Origin of the sequence: Streptomyces phaeolivaceus, from assembly GCF_009184865.1 — a bacterium.
Taxonomy (GTDB): Bacteria; Actinomycetota; Actinomycetes; order Streptomycetales; family Streptomycetaceae; genus Streptomyces; species Streptomyces phaeolivaceus.
Genome location: NZ_CP045096.1, coordinates 9667754 through 9693363 on the forward strand (window position 1 = coordinate 9667754; position 25610 = coordinate 9693363).

Sequence of the window (25610 nt, forward strand, 5' to 3'; positions counted from 1 at the left end):
TGCAGGATCCGGGTGGCCCGCTCGCCGTCGGGGGCCCACGGCGTCGGGTCAGGGCTTGCGGGCGAGGCCGCCGTGTTCGGCGATGATCTGCGGGGCGGGGTCGGTGGATTCCGGGCGCCAGAGGGGGACCGAGACGACGCCGGGGTCGAGCAGTTCCAGGCCGTCGAAGTAGGAGGTGATCTCGTCGACCGTGCGCAGGTTGTAGGGCACGGCGCCGCTCTCGTTGTACCCGTCCTGGGCCCGCTCGAAGACCGGGTCGATGCCCCGGGAACCGTCGTTGACGGAGAGGTAGCTCCCCGACGGCAGCGCCCCCAGCAGGCTGTCGACGATGGAGCGCGCCTGCTCGGTGTCGGCGACATGGCCCAGGATGTTGCTGAGGATCAGCGCGGTGGGCTTGCCGAGGTCCAGGGTCTCGGCGGCGGCCGTGAGGATACGGTCCGGGTCGAGCACATTGGAGTCGACGTAGGCGGTCGCCCCCTCCGGCGTGGAGTAGAGCAGGGCGCGGGCGTGGGACAGGACCATCGGGTCGTTGTCGACGTAGACGATCCGGGTCTCGGGCGCGATCCGCTGGGCCACCTCATGGGTGTTGTCGGCGGTCGGCAGGCCCGTACCGACGTCGAGGAACTGGCGTATGCCCGCCTCGGCGACCAGGTACGTGATGTTGCGGCGCAGGAACGCGCGGCTGCTCCGGGCGATGGTCACGATGCCCGGGAACAGCTCCGTGTACGCGTCGCCCGCCTGCTCGTCGACGGGGTAGTTGTCCTTCCCGCCCAGCCAGTAGTTCCAGATACGGGCCGAGTGCGGCACCGAGGTGTCGATCTTCTGATGCGCCGCCGGTCCGGGCGTGGTCGCGTGGTCGGTCATGTCTGCCGTCCGTCTTTCAGCCGAAGCGAGGAGTTCCGGACACAACTTACGTCCCGACGCCCGTTCCGCGTACGCCAGTTCACATTTTCCGGTGGGCCCGAGCAGCGGTTTCACAGCCGCGGGGAACCTCTCGTGGCGCGCCGGCGTCCTTCGTGATGAGGCTGGACGCACCTGGTGCGCGACGGAAGAGGGTTGCCATGACGACGAACGACCCGACCAAGATCGAGACCACGCTGGCCGACGGCCGCCGGATGACCCTGTCGCTGCCTCCGACCGGCGCGGGATGGGCCGCCGACGGGATCAAGGCGCTCCGTGTCGTCCCGCCCACGCACACCGGCCGCGGCCAGGACCCGCCCGCCCTCCCCGAGCGCCCGGCCCTCCCGCTCGAAGTCGCGCTTCTCGGGTTCGGCGCGTAGCGGGGACCGTAGCGGCAGAAGGCCCACGTGATGTCTCACGCATCGCTGTTCGTGGGCCTTTTTCGTTCCCGGTTTCGCATCCGGTTTCGCATGTGAAGTCGTTTCCGGAGTGGTTTTCGGAGTCGTTTCCGGAGTCTTTTTCGGCTCATCGGCCGGGAAGGTCGGGGAATCGTCGTACTCCGCGATGAGTTCGAGGAACAGATCGTGGACCGCGAGGGCGGGCTCGGACAGTGGTTGATTGTCCGAGGTGACCAGGGAGAGTTTCACCTGGATCGCGGGATTCACGATGCGGCGGACCGACAGGGGGCGTGCACGTCGAGGACGGCACGGGCGGCGGACCAGGGCAGGACGGTCGCGCCCAGATTCGCGTCCACGGCGTTGACGAGCGTCAGCGCGGACTCGACCTCGCCGACCACCTTCGGCCGGAGCGAGGCGTGCTGGAAGGCGGCCTCCACCACCTGGCGGATGGTGTGGATCCCGCTGGGCAGCAGCAGAGGCCGTCGCGTCCCTCGACGAGTCGCTGATCGTCCTCGCGCAGGACGGCGAACTCGCCGACGCCGCCCGCGCCCGTGGACTGCGCGTCGGCATCGTCGGCATCGTCGGTATCGCCGACCGCGCGTACGACGACGACGGGACCCTCGTCCCCCGCTCCGAACCCGGCGCGGTGATCCACGACCCGGACGAGATCGCCCGGCGCACCCGGCGCACCCTGCGCATGGTCACCGAGGGCCTCATCCGCAGCGTCGGCGGCAAGAATCTCCCGGTCACCTGCGACTCCGTCCTGCTGCACGGCGACACCCCCGGAGCGCTCGCGCTGGCCGGCCGGATCCGCGCCCAACTCCTCGCCGCCGACGTCGAGATCACCCGACTCGACGCCGTCCTGACCGCCAGGAGCGCCTGATATGGCGGACGACACAGTGCGGAGCGGCCCGCCGGGCGATCTCGCGTGCACGGTCACGGACTGCGGCGACTCCGCCCTCGTCGTCAAGGCGGTCGGCCCGGACCGCGAGGAGAACTGGCGGCTCGTGCACGCCCTGGCGGACGCCCTGGACGCCGTCCGGCTGCCCGGGGTGCACGACATGGTGCCCACCTACGACGCCCGGCTGGTGGAGTTCGACTCCGCCACCACCGACCACGAGACCGTCCGGAGCGTCCTGCGCCACGAGGCCGCCCGGATCGGGGCCGGCTCCGGACGGCGGTCGACACCTCCCCGGCGTTTCGTCGTTCCCGTCGTTCCCGTCGTTCCCGTCGTCCCCGTCGTCCCCGTCGTCCCCGTCGTCTACGGCGGCGAGTTCGGCCCCGACCTGCCCGAGGTCGCCGCCGGACTGGGCCTGACCGAGGCCGAGGTCGTCGCCGTCCACCCCGGCACCGATCTCACCGTCCGCTGTCTGGGCGCCCCCGCCGGAGCACCGATGATGGACGGGCCGCCCTTCCCGAAGCCGGTGCCCCGACTCGCCTCACCCCGGACCCGCGTCGACCCCGGCTCGGTCGCCGTCGCCGGACGCCAGGCGGTCATCTGCCCGATGCCGTCCCCCGGCGGCTGGCCCCTCCTCGGCCGCACCCCCCTGCGCGTCCTCGACCCGCACAGCGACCCCCTCACCGCCTGCCTGCCCGGTGACACCTTCCGGTTCGTCCCCATCACCCCGACGAGTGGGACACGTACGCGGGTACACCCCTGGCAGCCCGCGACGACACCTCCTGTACGACCCCGGCGGGCCGCCATGGCTGACACCCTCACCGTCCGCACCGCCGGTATCACCACCGTCCAGGACCTCGGCCGCGTCGGCCGCTCCCGCTACGGGCTCCCCGCCAACGGGGCCGCCGACCAGCACTCGGCAGGGCCGCACATCTCGATGACGGTCCTCGAACCGCTGCCGGCCGCCAAGGGGTTGGTCGTCGACGACGAGTGACGGCGACGGTCACCGGTGGGCGTTCGCCCCTCGGTGACCGCCGTGCGGGGGAGGCCCTAGCCGCCGCTGTTGTAGACCGATATCGCGGTCAGTGTCGGTGTGTACGTCTCCGTCGCGATCTTCCCGGTGAGCGCCACCCGGAGCCGTGATGTGGTGATGTCACCGAAGCCGGTCACGGTCAGGTCGTGGCCGATGCCGGTGTCACGGGTGGCGAAGGTGACCCAGCGGCCGGCCGCCGCGTCCCAGCGTTGCAGGTCGAACGTCCGCACCCGGGGGTTGGTGCCCGAGTCGGTGTACTCGTCCAGAGAGACCTGGTCGAAGGTGGTGTTCGCACCGAAGTCGATGTCGAGGGTGATCGGGTAGGCCGCGTCGTCGGCGGCGGCCCAGCGGGTCGTGAGGCTGCCGTCGGTCAGTTTGTCGGCGGTGAGGGTGCCGTTCGCCCCGGGGTGGGTCGAGCTGGCGGTGGCGGGTCTGCCGAGGGCGAGGTCGACCCGGTTGTCCACCTCCTCCTCGATGGGATCGTCGTCCACCGGGTTCGGGACCTTCGGGCCGATCAGGGTCTCGACCGTGCCGATGTCCGGGGCGTCGCCGTGGTAGATGTGCCGGCCCAGGAAGTCCTGGGTGCCCAGGCGCGGGTTGTAGCGGCCGGCGTCGATGAGCGGTGAGTCGTCGCGCGGGGCGAAGTGCGCGGCGGCCTCCCGGATCCGGTTCACGCCCACGCCGGTCACATAGTCGGCCGGGTCACCGACGAACCGTGGATCGGCCCGCAGCCCGTCCGGGTCGGCCGGTTCCTGCGGGGAATGGGTGCCGCCCGCCTCGTAGTAGTCGTTGTGGGCGAACACGGCCTGCCGCAGTGCGCCCGTCCGGCGGTACCACGTCGTCGGTTTCGTCTTCGAGGTGTTGTAGAAGACGTTGTTGAGGAAGTAGACACGGCTCAGGAACGTCTCGTCGTGGACATAGTCGAGATCCGCGCCGTCGTAGACGAAGGTGTTGTTGGTGAAGTACGTCGGCGAGTAGTTCGTCGACAGCATGTTCTTCACCAGGACGCCGTTGTCGTTGACGCTCAGGTTGTAGCGGGCGATCGAGTTCGAGCTGTTGCCCATATAGGCCATCCAGCCCGCCTCGTTGTCGTGCGAGTAGTTGAACTGGTACGTGACATTGAAGTTCGTGTATTCGAGGTCCCAGGGAGTGCCGTCGTACTCGTTGTCCGGGCCGCCGTACACCTCGTTGAACTGCATCACAGAGTCGGCGCCCGCCCACAGATAGAGCGCGCAGGACACCGCGTCGTAGCGCTCCAAGAAGCCGTTCACCTCGTTGTACTCGACCGTCATGTTCTTGGTGTTGGCGAGCTGGATCGCGCCCTGGCCGACGCTCTCCGCGTAGTTGTGGCCGATGTAGACGTCACGGCTGTACAGATCGCGGGTGCGTACCCACAACTGCTCCCAGCCCTCGTGCCACTTTCCGCTCTCGTCGTACTGGCCGGCGTCCGCGCCGTCGGCCGCGAACCAGTTGAAAGCGAACTGGACGGCGTGCAGTTCGACGTTCTCGAAGGTGTTGTTCTCGATCCGGACGTCCTTGAAGTAATAGCCGCCCGTGCCGTAGTCCTTGTAGCTGCGGCTGCCGAACACCTGGAAATTCACGGCGCCGTAGTGGATGCGCTGCCAAGTGCTGGGGCCGTCCAGGTTGTGGACGTGGACGTTCGAGATCCGGAAGTGGTCCATGACGCTGTCCGCGCCGCTCGCCAGGAGATCGGCGTTGATCGAGACCATGATTCCGTCGCGGACGTACGTCCCCGTGGTGATGTCGGTCGCGAAATCGTCGTCATTGGACAGTTCGACGTTGTTGATGTCCCAGTACTGCTGATTGCGCAGCACGATGGCGCCCGTCAGGCCGACGGTCGCGGGATTCTTCGTGCCGTCCGCCCGGAACGGGTTCGGCACCTTGCCGTTGGCCGCGATGTACGGACGTCTCGCGTTCGGGTCGCCGTACGCGGAGATGGTGATCGGCCGGCCCGTGCTGCCCGAGCCCTTCGGCCACAACTGCTCGTCCTGCCACTGCGCACCGGCCTTGAGCAGGACACGGTCGCCGGGTGCGAACGTCGTCGCGTTCGCCTTGGCCAGGGTGCGCCAGGCCGTGCCCGGGGACGTCCCGGCCGCGCTGTCGCGACCGAGCGCCGAGTCGATGAAGTAGTCCTTGCCGCCCGTGGTGTTCGGCGTGTTGCCCGGCCAGGCGGGCTTGATCCGCACGGGCGCCCGGTGCGGGGCCGTACCGGCGTGCGCGGCGGGCACCAGCGCTCCGACGAGCAGGGCGGCGAGCAGGGCGACGAAGCCCACGTACAGCGTCCGGGCAGGGCGGGGTGGTCCGGTGTCGACGGGTCTCATTGCTGCACATCCTCTGCGTTGATGGCACCCAGCGCCGCGCTGTCGACATCGATGTCACCGTCGTCGATCCGACGCTGGAGGTACTGGTCGAACTTCTCCTCGACGAGCGACTGCCGGATCCGCTGGGAGTACGCGGCGAACGCCTTGTCCTCGTCGACGCGTTTGCCGTCGAGTTCGTAGTAGGTGATCTGACCGGTGCCCGGGACAGGGGCGGACACCTCACCCGTCCTCAGCCCGCCGAGCACCGTCGTCAGGTCCTGGTCGTGCGCGTTCAGGCTGGTGGCGCCACCGCCGTCGTACGTGGCCGTCGTGAGCCTGGCCCCGGGCTCCCCGGGGACGACGTCCGCGAGGCGCTCGGCGGCGGACACCCGTCGCTGGAGGCGGGTGGCCCGCTCCGAGGGCGCGTCGGCGGGCATCGGTACGACCAGCCGGGTGTACGTGTACGTGGTCGCGTTGGCGCTCCACGCGTCCCGGTCGGAGTCGAAGGCGTGCCGGACCTCGACGTCGGTGACCTTCAGCGGGCCCCCGGCCTCGGCGCCCAGCCGCTTCTTCAGGCCGGTGGTGAGTTCGGTGAGCCGGTGGCTGTAGTACTCGTCGGGGGAGAACTCCGTGACGCCGTACACGGTCCGGCCGGCGGCGACGGCCTCGGCCCGGGACTCGTTCTCCTTCGCCAGCTCGGTGAGGAAGTCCGCGTGGTCCACGGAGTCCACGAGGCCCTGCTCCTCGGCGACGACGAGGACGGTCTTGTCCCGCTCGATCTCGTCCAGCGCCCGGGATTCGAGACGCTGGAGCGCGGTCCTGCCACCGGCCTTCGCGTTCCAGTCGAGCGTGCCGCCGAGGCCGTACGCGTTGCGCAGCTCGTTCTGCACGGTCGGCGCCAACCGCCGCATGTGGAAGAGGAGTTCGTCGCGGGTGACGGGGTGTCCGTCGAGGGTGGCGATCCGGGTGCCGCCGCCGCTGCCGCGGTGGCCGAGCAGGGTCACCCCGGTGACGATCAGGGCGGTGAGGGCGACGCACGCGCCGAAGATCAGGAAGGCGGTTCTCCGGGGTGCTCCCGTCGTTCCGCGAGGTGTCCCGGTCCGCTTCACGAGGCCGCCTCGATCGCGTCCGTCCGGGCGAGGAGCGGGGTGTCCCGGGACCGGGTCACCTCGATCCGTACGGTGTCGGCCTCGGTCGGCGGGAACGTCAGGATGCGCTGGTGGCCCACCGAGTCCGCCTCGGCGAGCGTCGTCCACCGACCGTCCCGGTGGCCCCGGACGACGACATGCTCGATGCGCTGCCCTCGCGTGATGTCCTCGCCCAGGACGACCGCCTCGATCCGATACGGCCGGGTGAAGGTGAGGGTCACGGTGGGCAGGGCGGCCGGGTCGACCTCGGGGCCCGACGAGACCGTTGCCGTGGCCTCGATCCGGCGCGCCCTGAAGTCCCGGATGCGCCGCCCGAGTTGGCCGAGCACCGCCACGTCGGCGTCCTGCACGAGTCCGTCGGCGGCCGGTGGGACGTTGAGCAGGAAGCAGGAGTTGCCGCCGACGGAACGCAGATAGATGGTGAACAGCTCGTCCACGGAACGGACTTGGGTGTCCTCCGCCGGATGGTGGAACCAGCCGGGCCGGATCGAGGTGTTGACCTCGGCCGGATACCAGACGAGATCGTCCTCGTGCCCCACGAGAGCGGCGCGGCTGCCGAGGTCCCGGTCGTCGCTGCGGACCAGACGGGCGAAGGCGCCGTCGTCGGCCTGCTGCGAACGGTCGGCGGTGCGCTCGGCGTCCTGGAGGGCACGCGGTACGACACTCCACTCGTCGGGGCGGGTCTCCCCGGCCTCGTTGCCGCACCAGCGGACATCCGGCCCGCACACACTGATCACCGCGTCCGGCTGCGACTCGCGGACCACCGCGTAGTACCGCTCCCAGTCGTAGTACTGCCGCTTGCCGTTCGGGCCCTCGCCGTTGGCGCCGTCGAGCCACACGGAGAACACCGGCCCGTACCGGGTGAGCAGTTCGGTGAGCTGGGCGACGTAGAAGTCGTCGTACGCGGTCCCCGAACCGTACGACGCCTCCGTGCGGTCCCAGGGGGAGAGGTACACGCCGAACCGCAGACCGTGCCGGCGTGCCGCGTCGGCGACCTCCGCGACCACATCGCCCCGGCCGTCCCGCCAGGGCGAGGAGGCGACCGAATAGGACGTGACGTCGCTCGGCCAGAGGCAGAAGCCGTCGTGGTGCTTGCAGGTGAGGATGACCCCGGTCATCCCCGCGCTCTTGAGGGCCCGCACCCACTGGTCGGCGTCGAGCCCGGCCGGGTCGAACAGCGCCGGGTCGTCGTGGCCCTCGCCCCACTCCCGGCCCGTCATCGTGTTCATGCCGAAGTGGACGAACCCGTAGAACTCCATGGCCTGCCAGGTGAGTTGGCGTCCGCTCGGCCGGACCTCCGCCAGGGCCCGTCCGGTGCCGGCGGCCGTGGTCATCGAAACCGCCGGTTGTACGAGGCGAGCAGGGCCAGCAGCCCGGCCAGCGCGGCGAGCATGACCAGCAGGCTGTCCCAGCCGGCCGTGGTGCGCGCGGTGACGACGAGCGTGACACAGGCCGCCGCGAGGAGCGTACGGGTGGCGACCAGAAGCGCCGTACGCGTCGATGCCTTCATGTTCGGTTTCCTTCCGCTGGTGCGGGCGGGGCCTTCGGCGCCCCCGGGGGAGCGGTCAGCCCTTCACGCCGCCGGACGCCATGCCCTCGATGAGCCGGCGCTGGATGACGGCGTAGAGGAGGAGCACGGGGACGATGACGATGACCATGCCGGCGTAGAGGCGCCCGTAGTCGGCCGCCGCCTTCTGCGCGGTGAACAGGTTCAACAGGCCGACCTGCAAGGTCTTGCCATCGCCGGGGAGGAGGGTGAGGGCGATGATGAAGTCGTTCCAGTAGGCGAGGAAGTTGAAGAGGATCACGGTGGTGACCGCCGGACGCGCCATCGGGAGCATCACGCTGGTCATGATCCGGAAACGGGACGCCCCGTCGAGCGCGGCGGCCTCCTCGTACTCGACCGGGATCGACCGGAAGTACGCGGTGAGCAGATAGATCGTGAACGGGATCGACGTGGCCGCGTAGACGAGGGCCAGGACGGTGGGGTTGTCGATGAAGAAGCCCCCTGGGAAGACGTCGACGAGGGCGCGGTCCCAGTCGACGAGCATCAGGAAGATCGGTACGACGATGTAGTTGACGTTGACGAACAGGCCCGCCAGGAGCGCGAGTTCGACGAGACGGCGGCCCCGGAACTCGTAGCGGGCGATGACGTACGCGGCCGGTACCGAGACCGCGAGGACGAACACCAGGCCAAGTGCCGTGACGAACACCGAGGTCAGGAAGTACTGGCCCATGTGCGCGGTGACGAACGCGTCGACGTAGTTCTGGAAGTGGAGGCTCTGCGGCAGCGTCCAGGGGCTGCCGAAGAACTCGCCCTTCCGCTTGAGCGAGGCCAGCAGCACCCAGCCGACCGGCACGGCGATCGCGAGCGCGAGGGCGATGACGAGGAGGTGGGTGAGCGGGCGGCCGAGGCGGGGGCGGGACGACGTGGGTGTGGTCATGGTCGTGGTGTTCCGTCCTCAGTACCGGAGGGGCTCGCGCCGCGTCGCCCGGCTCACCAGCAGCGACACGAGGAACGAGAACGCGAAGATGACGACACCGATTGCCATGCCGTAGCCGTACGACGAGTTCGTGTACGCCTGCTTGTACATGTAGCTCAGCAGGACCTCGGAGGAGCCGTCCGGGCCGCCGCCGGTCATCGCGCGGACGAGGACGAAGCTGAGGTTGACGGCGCTCATGATGAAGAAGGTCAGCGTGGTGCGGAGGTTCTCCCAGATCAACGGCAGGGTGAGCGCGAAGAACTGCCGGGTGGGGGAGGCGCCGTCGAGCGCGCTCGCCTCGTACAGCTCCTCCGGGACGCTCGCCATGCTCGACATGTAGAGGACCATGTAGTAGCCGAGCGACTGCCAGACCATCGCGACGGCCACGGAATACAGCACGATCTTCTGGTTCCCGAGCCAGACCTGTTGCAGCCCGTCCAACGACAGCAGCCGGAGGGCGCCGTTGAGGAGGCCGTTCTCCTGGTCGTAGACGGCGGAGAAGATCGCCGCGATCACCACCACCGAGAGCACGTTCGGGACGTAGAGCACGAACCGGTAGAGGTTGCGTCCGCGCAGCCGCTGCCGGGTCATGAGCGCGGCGAGGAACAGGCCCATGACCGTCGTCACGACCGTCACCACGACCAGCAGCGCCACCGTGTTCTGGAACGCGCGCACGAACTGCCGGTCGTCCAGGAGGGCGCGGAAGTTGTCCAGCCCCACGAACCGCATGTCCGGGGAGAAACCGCTCCAGGTGTAGAACGACATCCGGAACACGTTCAGCGTCGGCACGATCATGAACACCGCGAACAGGACCAGCGCGGGCAGCAGACAGAGCAGCACGAAGCGGGTGTCGGCGCGGCGGCGGACGGGGGAGCGCCCGCCGCCGCGCCGGGAACGCCCGGCGGGCGGCGCCGGTTCGGCCTTCGACACGCCGTTCCTCTGCGCGGGGGGTGGGGTGGCGGAGGTCGTCACCGTGCCTGTCCTCACCTCAACCGCCCGCCTGCCGCAGCTTCTCGCTCGCCTCGTTCAGCGCGGACTGCCACTCGTCCTCGGTGGTGTCGCCGCTGATGACGCTGTTGGCGGTATCGAAGAGGGTGGCCTTGATGTCGACGCCCTCCACGGGCGCGGTGCTCGCGAAGCCGCCGACCAGCGCGGCGACCGACGGGTCCTCGTACACCTTGTAGAACTCGGCGTTCTCGGCCGACAGACTGCTCGCGATGCCCTCGACCGGCTGGATCGCGTCCGACTTGGCGAAGATCTTCGCGGCCTCGTCGGAGTACAGATAGGCGATGAACTCCTTGGCCGCGTCCTTCTGTTGGGCAGCGCTGGGCACCCACACCGACTCGACCGACGTGGTGATGTACCGCTTGCCGCCCGCCGTGACCGCCGGCAGCGGGGTGAGCCCCCACGCGAAGCCGTCGGAGCGCGGGGCGTCCGCCATCTCGCCGACGATCCAGGTGCCGTTCGGCATGAACAGCGCCTTGTCGTCGAGCACCAGCTGCTGGTTCTTGGTGAAGTCCTGCTCGTTGGCGTAGCCGACGGTGGCCGGCGCGGCGTAACCGAGCAGCTTCGTCGTGATGTCGAGCGCCTTCCGGGCGTTCGCCGACTTCCAGACGTCCTTCTTGTACGTCATCACATCGGTGTAGAACGACTCCCCGCCGACATCGGCGAGGAGCGCGAAGAAGTACGAGTCGAGATACCCGGCGGTCGGATAGGTGAACAGGGGTATGCCCTGCTTCTTCGCTGTGTCGCCGAGCGCGAACATCTCGTCCCAGGTGGCCGGGACCTTCCAGCCCTTCTCCTTGAACAGGCCCTGGTTGTAGAAGAGTCCGGTCGGCGCGTAGTACATCGGCATCAGATACGTCTTGTCCGTGCCGTACGGGTCGGTGTTGAGGTTGCCGACGATGCCCTCGGTGAGCTTGTCCCCGACGGTCGTGTCCTCACCCGGGACCTTCTCCTTCAGCACCGGGGTGAGGTCCTCCAGGGCCTTGTCCTTGACGAGCGTCTCGGTGAGGGCGGCCTTGCGGCCCTGGCCGAGCACCACGACGTCCGGGTAGCGGCCCGCCTTCATGTTCGGGGTGATCTCGTCCTCGATGCTCTTCGAGATCTGCAACTGGACATCGATGTCGGGATGCGAGGCCTCGTACGCCTTGATGACCTGCGTGTACATGTCCCGGCCGTAACCGCCTTCGAGGGCGGCGACCTTGAGAACCGTCTTGCCGGAGTCCGAGCCGCTCCCGCCGGCCGAGCAGCCGGCGAGCAGTCCGAGCACTGTGACCGCGGCGCCCGTGAGGACGAGCGATCTCCTCATGCGGTGTCCTTCCCGTGGACGACTGCCCACCTGGCTGCGCGAGATCTGGATCACAAGGTGATCCGGTGTTGTTACGGTGGCACCGATAACATGGCAGCGCAAGGGGCTCACGAGAGGGAGTTGCCGAACGGTCGGGCCGGAGCGCGGTGCCGGGTCAGTCGGCGCGCGGGGGCGCGGTGGAGGCACGCACCGTCAGCGAGGCGGTGACCACGGAGGCGTCCACATCGGCCTCGTCGCCGTGCAGCAGCAGGTCGACGGCCGCCGCGCCGTAGCGGTAGAAGTCCTGCCGGACAGTGGTCAGCGGGGGCGAGCTGTAGGCCGCGAGCGCGATGTCGTCGACGCTCACGATCGACACGTCGCCGGGCACCGAGCGGCCCCGCTCGCGCAGGGCCCGGATCACCCCGAAGGCCATCTCGTCGCTGGCCACGAACACCGCCGTGACCTCCGGGATCATCGCGACGATCTGCCCCTGCCGGTACCCCGAGTCCGGCGACCAGTCGCCCTCCAGGATCGGCGGCGCCTCGATCCCGGCCGCCGTCAGGCACTCCTGCCAGCCCTGCCGCCGCCGGCGCGCCTCGATCCACTCGTCCGGCCCCGAGATGTGCCAGACCTGCCGGTGCCCGAGGTCCAGCAGATGCCGGGTGGCGACCCGGCCCGCCTCCTGCTGGTCTATGCCGAGCACCCGGGCACCCGCCGTCCGCGAGCCGTCGAGGGTGACGGTCGGGATGTCACGGGTGATGTCCTCCATCTTCCGCGTCACGGAGATGAGCGGCACGGCGATCACGAAGCCGTCCACGCCCTGGTCGGCCAGCTTGGACAGGGACTGCTCCATCAGCCCCGTGTCCAGCGCGGCGATGGTCGCGATGCTCACCGCGTACCCGGCCGAGCCCGCCGCCGACTCCACACCGGCCGTCACCGCCGAGCGCGAGTAGTACCCGCCGGACGCCAGCAGCACCAGGCCGATGGTGTGGCTGCGGCCCGAGGACAACGCCCTGGCGGCGCTGTTGAAGCGGTAGCCGACCTGCTCCACGGCGGCGAGCACACGCCGCCTGGTCTCCGGGTTGACGTTCGGCGAGCCGCGGAGCGCGCGCGAGACGGTCTGCGCCGACACCCCGGCGGCCCGCGCCACATCGGCCATGCTCGGCTGCCTGAGCCTCGCGGTCTCCTCGGTCATGGTGCTCCCCTCCCGTGGACGGCCACGGAGTCGTTCACCGGATTCTATCGACCTTGTTACGTATGGCACCGATAACATAGGCTCACATCGTGACTGAGCCGACCACGACCCACCTCTGCCCGGCCCACACCACGACCGACACGGCGCGTACGGAGAGAGTGAGTCCGGAGCGAGTGAGTCCGGAGAGGGCGAGTTCCGGGAGGGCGTGCGCGGACAGCGAGGCGGTCTCCGGCGCCGCCGGCGCGCTCACCTGGGGCGGGGGCCGGCTGTACCGGCACGGCGTCCCGCATCGCGTCCTCTCCGGGGCGCTGCACTACTTCCGGGTCCACCCCGACCTGTGGCGGGACCGGATCCGCCGCCTCGCCGACCTCGGCCTCAACACCGTCGACACCTATGTGCCGTGGAACTTCCACCAGCCCCGCGAGGACGCGCCGCCCCGCTTCGACGGCTGGCGCGACCTCGAACGCTTCATCCGCACGGTCGGGGAGGAGGGCCTCGACGTCATCGTGCGGCCCGGCCCCTACATCTGCGCGGAGTGGTCCAACGGCGGTCTGCCCAGCTGGCTCACCGCCCGCGACCTCGCGATCCGCAGCTCCGACCCGGCGTTCACCACCCCCGTCGCCCGCTGGTTCGACGACCTGATCCCGCGCGTCGCCGCCCTCCAGACCCGCGAGGGCGGCCCGGTCGTGGCGGTCCAGATCGAGAACGAGTTCGGCAGCTACGGCGACGACCACGCCTATCTGCGCTGGAACCGCCGCGCCCTGGCCGAACGGGGCATCAGGGAACTGCTGTTCACCGCCGACGGCCCCACCGACCTGATGCTCGACGGCGGCACCCTCCCCGGCACCCTCACGGCCGTCACCCTCGGCTCCAAGCCCGAGGCGGCCCGTGAACTCCTCGCCTCCCGGCGCCCGGACGAACCCTTCCTCGTCGCCGAGTTCTGGAACGGCTGGTTCGACCACTGGGGCAAACGGCACCACGTCCGTGGTGTGGACAGCGCGGTCCACACCCTCCGCGCCATCGTCGCCGACGGCGGCGGCGTCAGCCTCTACATGGCCCACGGCGGCACCAACTTCGGCCTCTGGGCGGGCGCCAACGACCACGAGGGCCGACTCGCCCCCGTCGTGACCAGCTACGACTCCGACGCGCCGATCGCCGAGGACGGCAGCCTCACGGCCAAGTTCCACGCCGTACGCGAGGCACTCGGCGCCCACGGCCCGCTCCGTTCCCCCGCACGCCTGCCGACCCTGCCCCCGGCCCGCCTCCCGCTCGTCCACCGGGCCGACCTGCTCCCCGGCCTGCGCGCCGTCCCGGCCCAGGCCACGACCGCGCCCCGCCCCGCCTCGTTCGAACAACTCGGTCTCGACGCGGGCATGGTCCTGCACACCGCGCACCCCCGCATCCCGGCGGGCGCCCACCGGCTCGTCCTCACCGACGTGAGGGACCGGGCACTGGTCTTCGTCGACGGCACGTTCGCCGGTGCCGCCGCCCCCGACTCACCGGAACTCCACATCGACGGCACCGGTGCCGTCGTACGCCTGGAGATCCTCGTCGAGAACCTCGGGCGCGTGAACTACGGTCCCGGCATCGGCGCCCACAAGGGCCTGCTCGGCCCGGTCCTCGTCGACCGGCGCATCGTGCAGGGGTGGGAGAGCAGGCCGGTGGCGTTGCAGGAGTGGGGGGACGCGGAGCTGGGGGCGGCGGTCGGAACCGCGCCCACGGTCGGCGGTCGTCCCGTCCGCGCGAACGCGGGGTTCGCGGTCGCCGAGTTGCGGGTCGACACACCCGCGGACACCTTCCTCGCGCTGCCGGGCTCCGGCCGGGGCCTCGTCTGGGTGAACGGATTTCTCCTCGGCCGGTACTGGGAGATCGGGCCCCAGGTCACGCTGTACTGCCCGGCGCCCCTGCTCCGCTCCGGCGGGAACACCGTGACGGTCCTCGAACTGGAACGCCTCGGCACGGAACTGGAGCTGCGGGCCCGTCCCGAACTGGGGCCGCCGGAGGAGTACGTTGAGGAGTTCGACTGAGCGAAGCGGCGCACTCGGCCCGGCTCCTGGGTGAGGCGGCGGAGACGCGGAGAGGGGTATCGGCATGCCTGAGGGATGGCGGTGGGACCGCACGCTCTTCCAGGGCAGCGCGGTCCACTACGGGCGGGGCCGTCTCCCGTACGCCTCCGGCTTCCCCGAAGTGCTCGCCGGGGCCCTGGAGTTGGACGGCAGGGGCAGACTCCTCGACGTCGGCTGCGGTCCGGGGACCGTACTGCTGCCGATGGCGCGGTACTTCACGGAGGCGGTCGGCGTCGATCCGGACGCGGACATGCTGGCCGAGGCCGAACGGCAGGCCGGACAGCGAGGGGTGACCAGCGCGCGCTGGGTGGCCGCCCGTGCCGAGGATCTGCCCGTGGGGCTGGGGGAGTTCCGGGTCGTGGTGTTCGCCCAGTCCTTCCACTGGACGGACCGGGACCGGGTCGCGGCCACCGTGCTGGAGATGCTGGAGCCGGGCGGCGCGCTCCTCCACATCAGCGACCTGAAGGACCCGCCGCCCGAGCCGGTGCCGCCGTCGTCGACCGCGCCGCCGTACGACCGGATCGGTGACCTGGTACGCCGCTACCTGGGCCCGGTGCGGCGCGCCGGGCAGGGAGTGCTGGTCGACGGAACGCCGGGTGGCGAGGCCGCCATCATCGAGCGCGCCGGGTTCCAGGGCTTCGTACGGCTGGTGGTGCCGGCCGGGGAGGTCGTCACCCGCACCTCGGACGACATCGTCGCGTGGGTGTTCTCCCGCTCCGATTCCGCGCCGCACCTGTTCGGCGACGCACTGGCGGACTTCGAGCGGGACCTGCGGGCGATGCTCGCGGAGACGGCGCCCGACTGCCGGTTCGCGGAGCGTCCACCGGCGACCGAGATGCGGATCTGGCGGAAGCCGCCGGGGTGAGCGGTGCCGCCGTCGGCGGCTCGTCGGTGTTGTCGGTGGCCGCTGTTGGTCTCCGGCCGGGGAGTGAGTGATCCACGAGTACCGGTGTGGGGGTGGGGGCGGATGAGCAGACTCGCGTGTCCGCTGTGCGGGCAGCAGGTGGCGGCGAATCGGCAGGGGCTGGCCCGGCATCAGCGGGCGGACGGTGAGCCGTGCCTGCCGGACGACGACTCCGCGCCCGCGATCGGTACGCCCGCCGTCGGCTGTGGCGCGGTGGCCCTGAGCGTGGTCGCGGCGGTCGTGTTCGGCTCGTGGCCGCTGCTGTGGGTGTGTCTGCTCGTCTCGGCGGGAGTGATCGTCTGGCGGGCGAACCTCAGCCCCGCCGCCCGGATCGCCGCCGCGGACCGCCGGGCCGTCCAGGCGGTCGCGCAGGGTGCGACGACCGCGGACACCGGCCCACCCGTCCGGGACGTCGAGGCGGAGGCGAAGCGGCTGCTGGAGGAGTTGCCTCCGCTGGGCGCGACGGTCGAGGACGCGGTCGCCGCCGGTATGGCACGGCTGCGGCCCTTCGACCCACAGCCGCTCAAGGTGCGGTTCACCAAACTGGCGCGGGCGCATGTCGCCGCCGACGAGCGGATACTCGGCCTCGCCGTGGGCCCGGATCAGGGTCCCTCCGGGGGCGGCCGAGTACTGGCGGTCGTCACCGACCGGGCGTTGGTGGTGAAGGACAGGGACGTCGTCTACCGCGACGACACCCCGGAGACACAGCCCGGCGCCTACGGCTACCTCGCCTCCGGCGCCCGTACGTTCTCCTTCTCCACCAACCACGGTCTGGAGACGGCCGTCGCAGCCCGCGCACTCGCCGCCGCCTCGCCGCGTCGCACGGCGGTGGCACCCTCCGGTCGGCCGCCCGAGCGGCTGATCCGCGAGGCCCGCGACGCCGAACTGAGCGCCGCCGAGTGGATGCGCCACCTCGGTTTCGCCGACGCGGTCGCCACGCCCGTCGGCGCGGACGGCGGCGTCGACGTGGTCAGCGCCCGTGCCGTCGCCCAGGTCGAACTGGAGGGCAAGCCCACCGGCCGCCCCACCGTCCAGCAACTCCACGGCGTCGCCGCCCAGGAGAAGAAGACCGGCGTCTTCTTCTCCGTCGCCGGCTACACCCCCCAGGCCCGCACCTGGGCCCAGACCAGCGGCACCCTCCTCTTCCGCTTCGACCGCCAGGGCGCGGTGGAGGCGGTCAACGCGGTCGCACATGAGCTGCTGGCCGAGGCGGATGCGAGGGCTGATACGGGGGCGGAAGCGGGGGCCGATACGGGGGCTGATGCGGGTGCGGATGCGGATGCCCGGGGGACTGCCGGTGGCAGGTAGGCTCAACCGGCCCGGGGTGTCGGCAAGCTCAGGGCGCTTCCGGCGACCGCGCCCACCTAGCTCCTGCTCGGAGCGGGGTCCGTCTCATGACGGGCGGTCGCCGGTCATGAGACGGACCCGGAAAGAACCGACAAGATCATGCGCGTCCTTGTGCTCCGAGACCCGGCGGAGGCGATTCCATGACCGGTCGCGACGGAGGCGATTCGATGACCGGCGGCGAAGAGCCCGTCCTCCTGCACACCGCAGGCCGGGCCGCTCACATCACTCTCAACCGCCCGAGGGCGCTCAACGCCCTCAACCACACCATGGTCCGCCGTATCGACGAGGCGTTGACCGCCTGGGAGCACGACCCGGCCGTCGAGACCGTCGTCATCGCCGGCGCGGGGGAGCGGGGCCTGTGCGCGGGCGGCGACATCCGCGTAGTGCACGACGACGCCCGTGACGGTGACGGCACCGCGTCCGCCGCGTTCTGGCGGGACGAGTACCGCCTCAACGCCCGTATCGCCCGCTATCCGAAGCCGTACGTCGCCGTCATGGACGGGATCGTGATGGGCGGTGGGGTCGGCATCTCCGCGCACGGTGATGTCCGGGTGGTCACCGAGCGGTCGAGGGTCGCCATGCCCGAGACCGGCATCGGTTTCGTCCCCGATGTCGGCGGGACGTATCTACTGGCTCTGGCCCCGGGCGAGTTGGGCACCTTCCTGGCGCTGACCGGCGCACCGGTGGGCGCCGGGGACGCCGTGCTGTGCGGCCTCGCCGACCACTACGTACCGTCCGCGTCGCTGGGCCAACTGCTCGACGAACTGGCCGAGTTGCCCGCCCGGGAAGCCGTGGCCCGGCGGTCGGAGCCGACCCCTCCGGGCGAACTGGCCGCGCGGCGGGAGTGGATCGACCCGTGCTTCGCCGCCGACACGGTCGAGGGGATCGTCCGGCGTCTGCTCGCCCACGGCGACCCGGCGGCCAAGGAGACCGCCGAGACCCTGCTCACCAAGTCCCCCACGGCCCTCAAGGTCACCCTGGCCTCCGTACGCCGAGCCCGGCGACTGGGCTCCCTGGAGCGGGTGTTGGACCAGGAGTACCGCGTGTCCTGTGCGGCCCTGGCCATTCCCGACCTGGTCGAGGGCATCCGCGCCCAGGTCATCGACAAGGACCGCGACCCGCACTGGTCCCCGGCCACCCTCGCCGACGTCACCGACACCGATGTGGAGCGGTTCTTCGCACCGCTCGGCGAGCGCGAACTCGGCCTGGCGCGCAGCCGCAGCCGTAGCCGCAGCCGCAGCCGCAGCCGGGACCTCGACCTCGACCTCGATCACGGTCTCGGTCACGACCTCGCCGAACCCGACATCACCTAGGCTTCCCCCATGATCGACACGCCCCACGCCCTGCGCGTCCGACCCGGCGGCCCGGCCGACGCACCCGCCATCCTTCGTATGCTCGACGGGGCGGTGGCCTGGATGAACGAGCGTGGCAACACCGAGCAGTGGGGCACGATCCCGTACTCGCGGAGGCCCGACGGGACGGCACGGATCGAGCGGTACACGACCGAGAACACCCCGTACATCGCGGAGTTGGACTGACGACCCGTCGGAGCGCTCGTCCTCGACACCGGCCCCAGCCCCCAGGTGCCGATCGCCCCGGCCGGCGAAGCCGAGCGCTACGTCCGCCTCCTGGTCACCGACCGCCACCACGCCGGCCTCGGCATCGGCGTGTCCCTGCTGACCCACGCCGTCGAGGAAACCCGCCGAGCGGGCGTATCACTCCTCCGCGTCGACTGCTGGGCGGGCGAGGAAGGCCGCCTCGTCGCCTTCTACGAGCGCAACGGCTTCACCCGCACGACCCCGTTCCTCTCCGGCACCTGGCCGGGCCAGGTGCTGTCCCGCAGGGTCGACTGAGACGACGGCTCGGGGGACGGCCGGGAGGAACGGTCCGTCGACGCGGACGTGGGTCAGTGGGCGATTCCGTCGATGAGGTCCCGGGCGCCCTGGCGGAGGAGGGCCACGGCCACCGAGGTGCCGAGGGTCGCCGGGTCGAGGCGGCCGGCCCATTCGTGGGCGTTGAGGGTGGTCTTGCCGTCGGGGGTGAAGACGGAGGCGCGGAGGGAGAGTTCGCCGCCGCGGTCCGTGTGGGCGAAACCGGCGATGGGGCTGTTGCAGTGGCCCTGGAGGACGTGCAGGAACATCCGTTCGGCGAGGGTCTCGCGGTGGGTGTTCGGATCGCCGAGGCCGCTGACGATGTCGATGGTGTCGGTGTCGCCCTCCCGGCACTGCAGCGCCAGCACGCCCGCGCCGATCGGCGGCATCATCGTCTCGACGGAGAGGATCTCGCTGATCACATCCGCCCGGCCGATCCGCTCCAGCCCGGACACGGCCAGCAGCAGCGCGTCCGCCTCACCGGCGGCCAGCTTCTCCAGCCGGCGGTTGGCGTTGCCGCGGAACGGCACGCACTCCAAGTGCGGGTGGGAGGCGGCGAGTTGCGCGGTGCGCCGGACGGACGAGGTGCCGATACGGGTCCCTGCGGGCAGCTCGTCCAGCGTGCGTCCGGCGGGGTCCACGAGCGCGTCCCGGATGTCGTCCCGTGCCAGGAACGCGGCGAACATCGTGCCGGCCGGCAGCGGCCGGTCGGCGGGGATGTCCTTCACGCAGTGCACGGCCAGGTCCGCCTCGCTCGCGACGAGGGCGGCGTCGACCTCCTTGGTGAACGCCCCCTTGCCCTCGACCTGGGAGAGGTCGCCCATCCACTTGTCCCCGGTCGTCTTCACGGGGACCACTTCGGTGCGCAGCGCCGGGTGCAGCACGGCGAGTTCGGCGCGTACGCGCTCCACCTGGGCCAGGGCCATGGGCGAGTCTCGGGAAACGATACGAATCAGGTCCTGCGACATGAAGTCACGATAGCCCCTCGGACCGGGCCCCGATGACCAACCCGACTCCTCGCACGTTCGCTCACACATCCGCCCGCTGGTACTGGCCGAGGAAGTCGAACTTCCGGTCGACCACGCGGAACAGGAACAACGCGTCATGGTTGTATCCGTAGTCCGCCGAGAACGCGACGGTCCGGCTGATGCCCTTGTAGGTCACCTCACGCATCCGCCGCACGACCGCCCCGCGTTCCGTCAGGGGCGAGCCCCCGCTCCCGCACACCTCGGCCAGGAACAGCACCGCGTCGTACGCCTCCGCCGCGTACGGGCCGGGGCGCTCCCCGTACCGTGCCTCGTACGCGGCGGCGAAGGAGCGGGCCGCCGGGGTGGCCGTCGCGTCGATGAACGTGGTGGCGAGGACCCAGCCGTCGGCGGCCGGGCCCGCGCTCTCCAGGAACCTTGTGCCGAAGGCCCGTTGGGTCGCGACCCGGGCCCCGGAGAACCCGGCCCCGCGCAGCGCCGCCGCGAAGGCGCCCGCGCGTTCCTGACCGCCGCTGAACACGACCGCGTCGGCCCGTGCCGCGACGGCCTTCCCGGCGAGCGCGGCGGCGTCGAGCCTCCCGGCGGCGACACTCGTGATCTCGGCGTCCCTCCCGGCGCGGCCCAGTCCGCGCTGGACGAGGTCGCACAGGGTCCAGGCGAAGTCGCCCTCGGCCCGGTCCTCCACGAGGAACACCTGGCGGGCGTCGGCCTTGCCCGACAGATACCTGTTGCAGGGGGCGGCCAGCAACTGATCGGTGGGCGAGAGTTGCGCGTGCGAACGGAGCGTGCTCAGGTCGGCCTCCCTGACCTGCCCCGACACCCCCACCGACACGGAGACGACGGGGAGCACGGCCTTCGTGTACGTGGTCTCCGCCGCGAGGAAACAGTCGTCCGTGGTCGGGCCCAGCACCGCGAGGACCCGCTCGTCCGCCACCAGCCGTCGGGCCCGGTCCAGGGTGCGGTCCGGTTCGCCCTCGTCGTCGTACGCCCGCAGCCTCAGCCGTAGCGGCCGGTCGGCGTCGGCGTTGACACGCGCGACGGCCAGCCGGGCGCCGTTGAGCTGGGCGCGGCCGATGTCGCCGTGCGCGCCGGAGAGGTCGCCCTGGAACGCCACGGCGAGTTCGGTGCGCGGCCCGGACGAGGGCACGCCGCCCGAACCGGCCTTCCGCTCACCCCTGTTGTTCCACCACCAGGCCCCACCGCCGGCCGCCAGCACTCCCGCCGCACCTGTGGAACCGAGCACCAGGAAACCGCGGCGGGTCGTGGCCGACCGGCGAACGGCGTCCGGTTCCTTGAGGGACGTCACCGTGACCGCGTCCAACGACACCGGCCCGTCCACCGACACCGGCGCGCCCGAGTCCCCCGACCCGTCCACAGCCACCGGCTCGTTCGCGACCGCGACCGCTTCCGCCGCCGTACCCCGTGCGGTCGGTGCGGACACGCGCGTCGGTTCGATCGCGCCCATCGCGAGCACCGCCGCGGACCGGTCGGCGATCAGGCGGGTCACCGGCTCCGGCAGCCACCGCTCCCGGTCGGCGGTCACGGCGGCGGTGAGCGCGGCGCCGACCTCGACGGCGGTCGGCCGCCGCGCCGGATCCTTGTCCAGACACGCCCGTACGACCGGTTCCAACGCCGCTGGGATACCGGGCAGTTCAGGTTCGTCGTAGACCGTGCGCAACAGCATCGCGGCGGCGGCGCCGGCCCCGAAGGGACGTACGCCGGTCGCGGTGCGGGCGAGGACGCAGCCGAGCGAGAAGACATCGCTGGGCGGCCCGATGTCCGCGCCGCGCGCCCGCGCCTGCTCGGGCGAGAGGAAGCCAGGCGAGCCCACGACGACGCCGGTGGACGTGAGCGGCGTGCCGTCCGGCGTGCGCGCGATACCGAAGTCGATGAGCCGGGGCCCGTCCGGGGCCAGCAGCACATTGCCCGGCTTCACGTCCCGGTGCACCAGCCCCGCCCGGTGGACCGCGTCCAGCGCCTCGGCGAGCAGCTGCCCCAGCACGGACACGGAGGCGGCGGGCCACGGCCCCCGCCCCTCCGGCCCCTCCGGCCCATCCAGCACCTCCGCCAGCGAAGGACCCGGTACGAACGCGGTCGCCAGCCAGGGATCCTCCGCGTCGGCGTCCGCGCCCAGCAACGGGACCACCCAGGGGCTGTCCACCCGCCGGGCCACCTCGATCTCCCGGCGGAACCTGGCCCGGAACCCGACGTCGTCCGCGTAGGACGCCCGGACGACCTTGACGGCGGCGTACGCCCCGCCCGGCGCGCGGGCCAGGAACACGACGCCCATGCCGCCGGCGCCGAGCCGGCGCAGCAGGCGGTAGTCGCCCAGCCGCGACGGGTCGGCGGTGCGCAGCGGCTCCATCAGGCGGTCAGCGGCGCCGGGCCGCCGTACACGAACGCTCCGCCCTCGACACGCCAGAGGTGGCCGCCGGTGCCGTCGATGACCGGCAGACCGTTCTTCTGGAACCCGTACGTCCTGGTGACGCCCTGGTACTTGGCGGCCAGCAGCGCGGCGAGCAGTTCCTCACGGGTGCGGATCTTGGCCGAGAGGCCGGCCAGCGTGGTGAGCACCATCGAGGTCACGTCGTAGGTCTCCGCCGCGTACCGGGGCGGTGCCTTCTTCCACCGCTTCCGGTAGGCGGCCACGAACGCCTTCGCCTCGGGGAGGTCCGCCGGGTCGACGACCGGTGCGACGATCGTCCACCCGTCGGCGGCCTCCTTCGCCGCCGTGAGGAAGCGCGGGTCGAGGAGAGCGGGCCCGCCGGCGCGGGCACCGGAGAAGCCGCGCTCGCGCAGCGCCCCGGCGAACGACCCGGCCCGGTCGGGCAGTCCGGCGAAGGCGAACGAGTCGATGTCGGCGGCCAGCAGGTCGTCCACGGTGTCCCCGAAGCCGGAACGCATGGCGCTGACCACGCGGGGGAGGTACGGCTGCCCGGCCGTGTTCAGCTGTTTGCTCAGGGTGCTGCTGATCTCCCAGCCGTAGTTGTCGGCCGCGCGGTCCACGACCACACCGACCCTGCGCGGGCGGGCGCCGCGCAGCACCGCGTCCAGATAGACGGATATCACCGAGTTGGGCAGCCGGGTGCTCAGGAACGAGCGGAAGCCCTGCACGGAGAGACCGATGGCGCCGGGGGACACCCCGAGCACGGGGACGAGCGCGGCATCGTACTCCGCCAGCGCCGACTGGGCGGTCGCGTCCGTGGTCGGACCGATCACGGCGAGTACGGCCGGGTCGTCGGCCAGCCGCTTCGCCAGCCGGGCGGCCTCGGCCGGGTCGCCGCCGTCGTCCACGGTCCGTACGTCCACCTGGAAGGGGGCGTCGTCTCGGGCGTTGAACTCCGCCACGGCCAGCCGCAGTCCGTGTTCCTGGGCCCGGCCGGTGTCGCGCTGTTCGCCGCTGAGATCGCCGTGCAGCGCGACGGTGTGGGCCGGGCCCCGGGAAGCGGCGGCCTGCTTCTTGTCGCCCGAGCCGCCCTCCCGGCCCAGCGCCCACCAGGACGCGGCACCGCCTGCGGCGAGGAGCGCGCCCGCGCCGACGAGCAGGATGCGACGCCTGGCGGGGGCGTCGGGGGTGCCGCCGGCCGCCGTGGGCACGGTGTCGTCGCCGGAGGGGGAACCGTGCGGGCCGGGCCCGTGCGCCGAGTCACCGCCCGGGGTGGTGACGGGGGTGGTGACGGGGGTGGTGACGGGGGTGGTCACCGGGGTGCCGTCCGTGGGTGAGGCGTCGGCCGGGACGTCGATCGAGGCGCCGGCCGAGATCTCGGTGCCTTCGATCTCCGGCAGCGCGAGCGCCTCGGTCGACCGCCGCGCGATCAGCCGGACGACCTCTTCGGGCAGCCAGGACGGGGGAGCGTCGGCGAACGCCTCGGCAGCGTCCGCGCCGGGCTCGGCGTCCGCGCCGTCCGCCGCCGCTTCGACAGCCGGAACCGCCGCTTCCCCGGGCAGCAACTCCCGTATCAGGTCGTCCACCCCGGGGCGGCGGTCCGGGTCCTTCTCCAGGCAGTGGGACAGCAGTTCGGCCAGCGCGGCAGGGGCGCCGTCGAGGTCGGCCGGGTCGTGTACGGCCCGGTAGAGGAGTGCGTCGAGCGCCCCCGTGCCGAACGGCGGGCGGCCCGTTGCCGCGTACGCCAGGACGCAGCCCAGGGAGAACACGTCGCCGGCCGCGCCGACGGTCCGGTCGCCCCGTCCGTCGGCCTGTTCCGGCGCGAGAAAGCCGGGCGTGCCGACCACGAACCCCGTCGCGGTGAGCGCGGTGTCCTCGGGTGCCCTGGCGATACCGAAGTCGATGAGCCGTGGCCCGTCGGCGGCGAGCAGGACGTTGCCCGGCTTGAGGTCCCGGTGGACCAGCCCGGCCCGGTGCACCTCGGCCAGCGCCTGCGCCAGCCGGCCGCCGAGGATCCGCAGCCCGTGCTCGGTGAGCGGCCCGTGCACGGCCACCGCCCAGGCCAGCGACGGACCCGGTACGTACGCCGTCGCCAGCCAGGGCGCCGCCGCGCCGGGGTCGGCGGCCACCACCGGCACCGCCCAGGGGCTGCGGACACGCCGGGCGGCCTCGACCTCACGCCGGAACCGCTCCCGGAAATCCGCGTCCTCGGCGTACTCCGCCGCCAGCACCTTCAACGCCACCAGCGAACCGGCCGGCGTCCGCGCGAGATACACCACCCCCATCCCGCCGGCGCCGAGCCGGCCGAGCAGACGGTGGTCGGCGATCCGCGCCGGATCGGAGGAACGCAGCCGCTCCATCAGCCCTCGCCCCCGCCCAGCTCGTAACCCGCCCGGTCGAGCATGGTCGTGGTGCCCCGCGTCACGTACTGCTCCAGTTCGGCGACGGTGTAGCCCTCGGCGCCCTTGATCGACACCGTCATGGTCACCTGGCCGAGCCGGGTGACCATCCACCGGTACATGGCCTTGCCGCTTCCGGTGAGATAGACGCCCGTCTCCAGGATCGAGTCGTCGGCGTAGTTGTTGCCACGCATACCGCGAGGCGTGCCCACGGACATCAGTTCCGCGATCCGTTCGTCGGTGCGCACCTGCTGCTCCGGGCAGCGCAGCGCCTCCTCCAGCGTCTCGGACAGATGGTCGTCCGCGCCGGGCACCGTCGTGTGCACCGTCACCGTCGCCGTCACCTTGATCGTGCCGCGATCCCCGGTGTCCGGCAGTTCGCTGTAGAGGGAGAGCGAGGCGAGTACGTCGTCGGGCAGCGCCCGGCGCTGCCACCGGCACTCCTCGTCCAGTACGGCCCTGGTGCCCTCGGCGCTACGGGCCAGCGGCTGCGCCCGGAAGCCCGTGCCCCAGTCCCCGGGTCGCATCACGACCGCCTCCGCGAGCGCGACGCCCTGCCGTCCCGACCTCGGTACCCGGTCCGGGGCCGCCTCGAAGGGGGTCACGGACGGTGTCGCCGACGGCTCCCCGCCCTCCGCCGACACCTGCCCGGAGGCCGAAGCGGAAGCCGCCGGGGACCCCGAGGCCCGGGTGCCGGGCCCGTCCGCCCGCTCCGCCGAGCCCGCGCTGCACCCGCCGAGCAGTACCGCCGCCGCGGCCCCCGACACGGCGGCCCTCAGCCGCCAACCACCTCTTCGTCCAGCCGTTTCGCCGTCCAACGCCGCCCCCTCCACCGCCGAACCCCGTGTGTGCCCGGTGATCGTACAGAGGTACGCAATCCCGGCGGGAGCGGTTCCCGGGAGTCACTTCGCACATGCCCGGACCAGGAAACCCTCACCCACCTCGACGGCGACCGCACCCGCCCGGCCACCCTCTTCGCCCAGGC

At 71.6% G+C, this 25610-nt stretch carries 21 protein-coding genes and 1 pseudogene; 8 read left to right on the forward strand and 14 right to left on the reverse strand.

Annotation, left to right across the window (positions count from 1 at the left end; genetic code table 11):
• Positions 1–48 precede the first annotated feature (48 nt).
• Positions 49–864, reverse strand: a complete 816-nt coding sequence (locus F9278_RS43970) for an SAM-dependent methyltransferase (protein ID WP_152173313.1) — start codon at positions 862–864, stop codon at positions 49–51.
• Between the two features lie 197 nt (positions 865–1061).
• Between F9278_RS43970 and F9278_RS43975 the strand changes: the two genes are divergently transcribed.
• Complete coding sequence (locus F9278_RS43975) at positions 1062–1280, forward strand: hypothetical protein (RefSeq protein ID WP_152173314.1); 219 nt, start codon at positions 1062–1064, stop codon at positions 1278–1280.
• Positions 1281–1561: 281 nt separating this feature from the next.
• Here the strand turns inward: F9278_RS43975 and F9278_RS43980 are convergent, their stop codons facing one another.
• Complete coding sequence (locus F9278_RS43980) at positions 1562–1738, reverse strand: LysR substrate-binding domain-containing protein (protein WP_264300195.1); 177 nt, start codon at positions 1736–1738, stop codon at positions 1562–1564.
• 65 nt (positions 1739–1803) lie between these two features.
• Between F9278_RS43980 and F9278_RS43985 the strand changes: the two genes are divergently transcribed.
• A complete protein-coding gene (locus F9278_RS43985) occupies positions 1804–2181 on the forward strand; it encodes a LamB/YcsF family protein (RefSeq protein WP_264300226.1) in 378 nt (125 codons plus the stop codon).
• Position 2182: 1 nt separating this feature from the next.
• Positions 2183–3190 carry a 5-oxoprolinase subunit B family protein gene (locus F9278_RS43990; RefSeq protein ID WP_226967199.1) on the forward strand — a complete coding sequence of 336 codons (1008 nt, stop codon included), beginning with the start codon at positions 2183–2185 and terminating at the stop codon, positions 3188–3190.
• 56 nt (positions 3191–3246) lie between these two features.
• Here the strand turns inward: F9278_RS43990 and F9278_RS44000 are convergent, their stop codons facing one another.
• From F9278_RS44000 to F9278_RS44035, 8 genes are all read right to left on the reverse strand, one after another.
• Positions 3247–5571: a discoidin domain-containing protein gene (locus F9278_RS44000; protein WP_152173316.1), complete on the reverse strand. Its 2325-nt coding sequence runs from the start codon at positions 5569–5571 to the stop codon at positions 3247–3249.
• Complete coding sequence (locus F9278_RS44005) at positions 5568–6659, reverse strand: hypothetical protein (protein WP_152173317.1); 1092 nt, start codon at positions 6657–6659, stop codon at positions 5568–5570. The genes F9278_RS44000 and F9278_RS44005 overlap by 4 nt, the downstream gene beginning before the upstream one ends.
• The gene (locus F9278_RS44010; protein ID WP_152173318.1) at positions 6656–8032 is read right to left on the reverse strand and encodes an alpha-L-fucosidase; all 1377 of its coding nucleotides are present in this window, start codon (positions 8030–8032) and stop codon (positions 6656–6658) included. Before F9278_RS44010 ends, F9278_RS44005 begins: the two co-directional genes overlap by 4 nt.
• Positions 8029–8208, reverse strand: coding sequence for a DUF6903 family protein (locus tag F9278_RS44015; protein ID WP_152173319.1), 180 nt, complete (start codon positions 8206–8208; stop codon positions 8029–8031). The genes F9278_RS44010 and F9278_RS44015 overlap by 4 nt, the downstream gene beginning before the upstream one ends.
• 55 nt (positions 8209–8263) lie before the next feature.
• Positions 8264–9142, reverse strand: a complete 879-nt coding sequence (locus F9278_RS44020; RefSeq protein ID WP_152173320.1) for a carbohydrate ABC transporter permease — start codon at positions 9140–9142, stop codon at positions 8264–8266.
• 18 nt (positions 9143–9160) lie between these two features.
• On the reverse strand, positions 9161–10153 hold the full coding sequence (locus tag F9278_RS44025; RefSeq protein WP_226967200.1) for a carbohydrate ABC transporter permease: 993 nt from the start codon (positions 10151–10153) through the stop codon (positions 9161–9163).
• Between the two features lie 16 nt (positions 10154–10169).
• On the reverse strand, positions 10170–11492 hold the full coding sequence (locus F9278_RS44030) for a carbohydrate ABC transporter substrate-binding protein (protein WP_152173321.1): 1323 nt from the start codon (positions 11490–11492) through the stop codon (positions 10170–10172).
• A 154-nt stretch (positions 11493–11646) separates the two neighbouring features.
• On the reverse strand, positions 11647–12666 hold the full coding sequence (locus tag F9278_RS44035; protein ID WP_152173322.1) for a LacI family DNA-binding transcriptional regulator: 1020 nt from the start codon (positions 12664–12666) through the stop codon (positions 11647–11649).
• Positions 12667–12755: 89 nt separating this feature from the next.
• Between F9278_RS44035 and F9278_RS44040 the strand changes: the two genes are divergently transcribed.
• From F9278_RS44040 to F9278_RS44060, 5 genes and pseudogenes are all read left to right on the forward strand, one after another.
• Complete coding sequence (locus F9278_RS44040) at positions 12756–14693, forward strand: glycoside hydrolase family 35 protein (RefSeq protein ID WP_152173323.1); 1938 nt, start codon at positions 12756–12758, stop codon at positions 14691–14693.
• 64 nt (positions 14694–14757) lie between these two features.
• Positions 14758–15597: a class I SAM-dependent methyltransferase gene (locus tag F9278_RS44045; RefSeq protein ID WP_152173324.1), complete on the forward strand. Its 840-nt coding sequence runs from the start codon at positions 14758–14760 to the stop codon at positions 15595–15597.
• A 102-nt stretch (positions 15598–15699) separates the two neighbouring features.
• Positions 15700–16944: a restriction endonuclease gene (locus F9278_RS44050; RefSeq protein ID WP_152173325.1), complete on the forward strand. Its 1245-nt coding sequence runs from the start codon at positions 15700–15702 to the stop codon at positions 16942–16944.
• 206 nt (positions 16945–17150) lie between these two features.
• The gene (locus F9278_RS44055; protein ID WP_152173326.1) at positions 17151–18296 is read left to right on the forward strand and encodes an enoyl-CoA hydratase/isomerase family protein; all 1146 of its coding nucleotides are present in this window, start codon (positions 17151–17153) and stop codon (positions 18294–18296) included.
• A gap of 9 nt (positions 18297–18305) precedes the next feature.
• Positions 18306–18836, forward strand: a pseudogene (locus F9278_RS44060) (GNAT family N-acetyltransferase).
• Positions 18837–18889: 53 nt separating this feature from the next.
• Here the strand turns inward: F9278_RS44060 and hemC are convergent.
• From hemC to F9278_RS44080, 4 genes are all read right to left on the reverse strand, one after another.
• Positions 18890–19822: a hydroxymethylbilane synthase gene (gene hemC / locus F9278_RS44065; RefSeq protein ID WP_152173327.1), complete on the reverse strand. Its 933-nt coding sequence runs from the start codon at positions 19820–19822 to the stop codon at positions 18890–18892.
• Positions 19823–19883: 61 nt separating this feature from the next.
• Positions 19884–22205, reverse strand: a complete 2322-nt coding sequence (locus tag F9278_RS44070) for a bifunctional serine/threonine-protein kinase/ABC transporter substrate-binding protein (protein WP_152173328.1) — start codon at positions 22203–22205, stop codon at positions 19884–19886.
• Complete coding sequence (locus F9278_RS44075; RefSeq protein WP_193241914.1) at positions 22205–24586, reverse strand: bifunctional serine/threonine-protein kinase/ABC transporter substrate-binding protein; 2382 nt, start codon at positions 24584–24586, stop codon at positions 22205–22207. The genes F9278_RS44070 and F9278_RS44075 overlap by 1 nt, the downstream gene beginning before the upstream one ends.
• Positions 24586–25392 carry a hypothetical protein gene (locus F9278_RS44080; protein ID WP_152173329.1) on the reverse strand — a complete coding sequence of 269 codons (807 nt, stop codon included), beginning with the start codon at positions 25390–25392 and terminating at the stop codon, positions 24586–24588. Before F9278_RS44080 ends, F9278_RS44075 begins: the two co-directional genes overlap by 1 nt.
• Positions 25393–25610: the final 218 nt, after the last annotated feature.

Bases quoted from the DNA above. Each gene is read 5' to 3' on its own strand.
- F9278_RS43970 (WP_152173313.1), bottom strand. From the start codon at position 864: ATGACCGACCACGCGACCACGCCCGGACCGGCGGCGCATCAGAAGATC.
- F9278_RS43975 (WP_152173314.1), top strand. From the start codon at position 1,062: ATGACGACGAACGACCCGACCAAGATCGAGACCACGCTGGCCGACGGC.
- F9278_RS43990 (WP_226967199.1), top strand. From the start codon at position 2,183: ATGGCGGACGACACAGTGCGGAGCGGCCCGCCGGGCGATCTCGCGTGC.
- F9278_RS44000 (WP_152173316.1), bottom strand. From the start codon at position 5,571: ATGAGACCCGTCGACACCGGACCACCCCGCCCTGCCCGGACGCTGTAC.
- F9278_RS44010 (WP_152173318.1), bottom strand. From the start codon at position 8,032: ATGACCACGGCCGCCGGCACCGGACGGGCCCTGGCGGAGGTCCGGCCG.
- F9278_RS44015 (WP_152173319.1), bottom strand. From the start codon at position 8,208: ATGAAGGCATCGACGCGTACGGCGCTTCTGGTCGCCACCCGTACGCTC.
- F9278_RS44020 (WP_152173320.1), bottom strand. From the start codon at position 9,142: ATGACCACACCCACGTCGTCCCGCCCCCGCCTCGGCCGCCCGCTCACC.
- F9278_RS44030 (WP_152173321.1), bottom strand. From the start codon at position 11,492: ATGAGGAGATCGCTCGTCCTCACGGGCGCCGCGGTCACAGTGCTCGGA.
- F9278_RS44035 (WP_152173322.1), bottom strand. From the start codon at position 12,666: ATGACCGAGGAGACCGCGAGGCTCAGGCAGCCGAGCATGGCCGATGTG.
- F9278_RS44045 (WP_152173324.1), top strand. From the start codon at position 14,758: ATGCCTGAGGGATGGCGGTGGGACCGCACGCTCTTCCAGGGCAGCGCG.
- F9278_RS44050 (WP_152173325.1), top strand. From the start codon at position 15,700: ATGAGCAGACTCGCGTGTCCGCTGTGCGGGCAGCAGGTGGCGGCGAAT.
- F9278_RS44055 (WP_152173326.1), top strand. From the start codon at position 17,151: ATGACCGGCGGCGAAGAGCCCGTCCTCCTGCACACCGCAGGCCGGGCC.
- hemC (WP_152173327.1), bottom strand. From the start codon at position 19,822: ATGTCGCAGGACCTGATTCGTATCGTTTCCCGAGACTCGCCCATGGCC.
- F9278_RS44070 (WP_152173328.1), bottom strand. From the start codon at position 22,205: ATGGAGCCGCTGCGCACCGCCGACCCGTCGCGGCTGGGCGACTACCGC.
- F9278_RS44075 (WP_193241914.1), bottom strand. From the start codon at position 24,586: ATGGAGCGGCTGCGTTCCTCCGATCCGGCGCGGATCGCCGACCACCGT.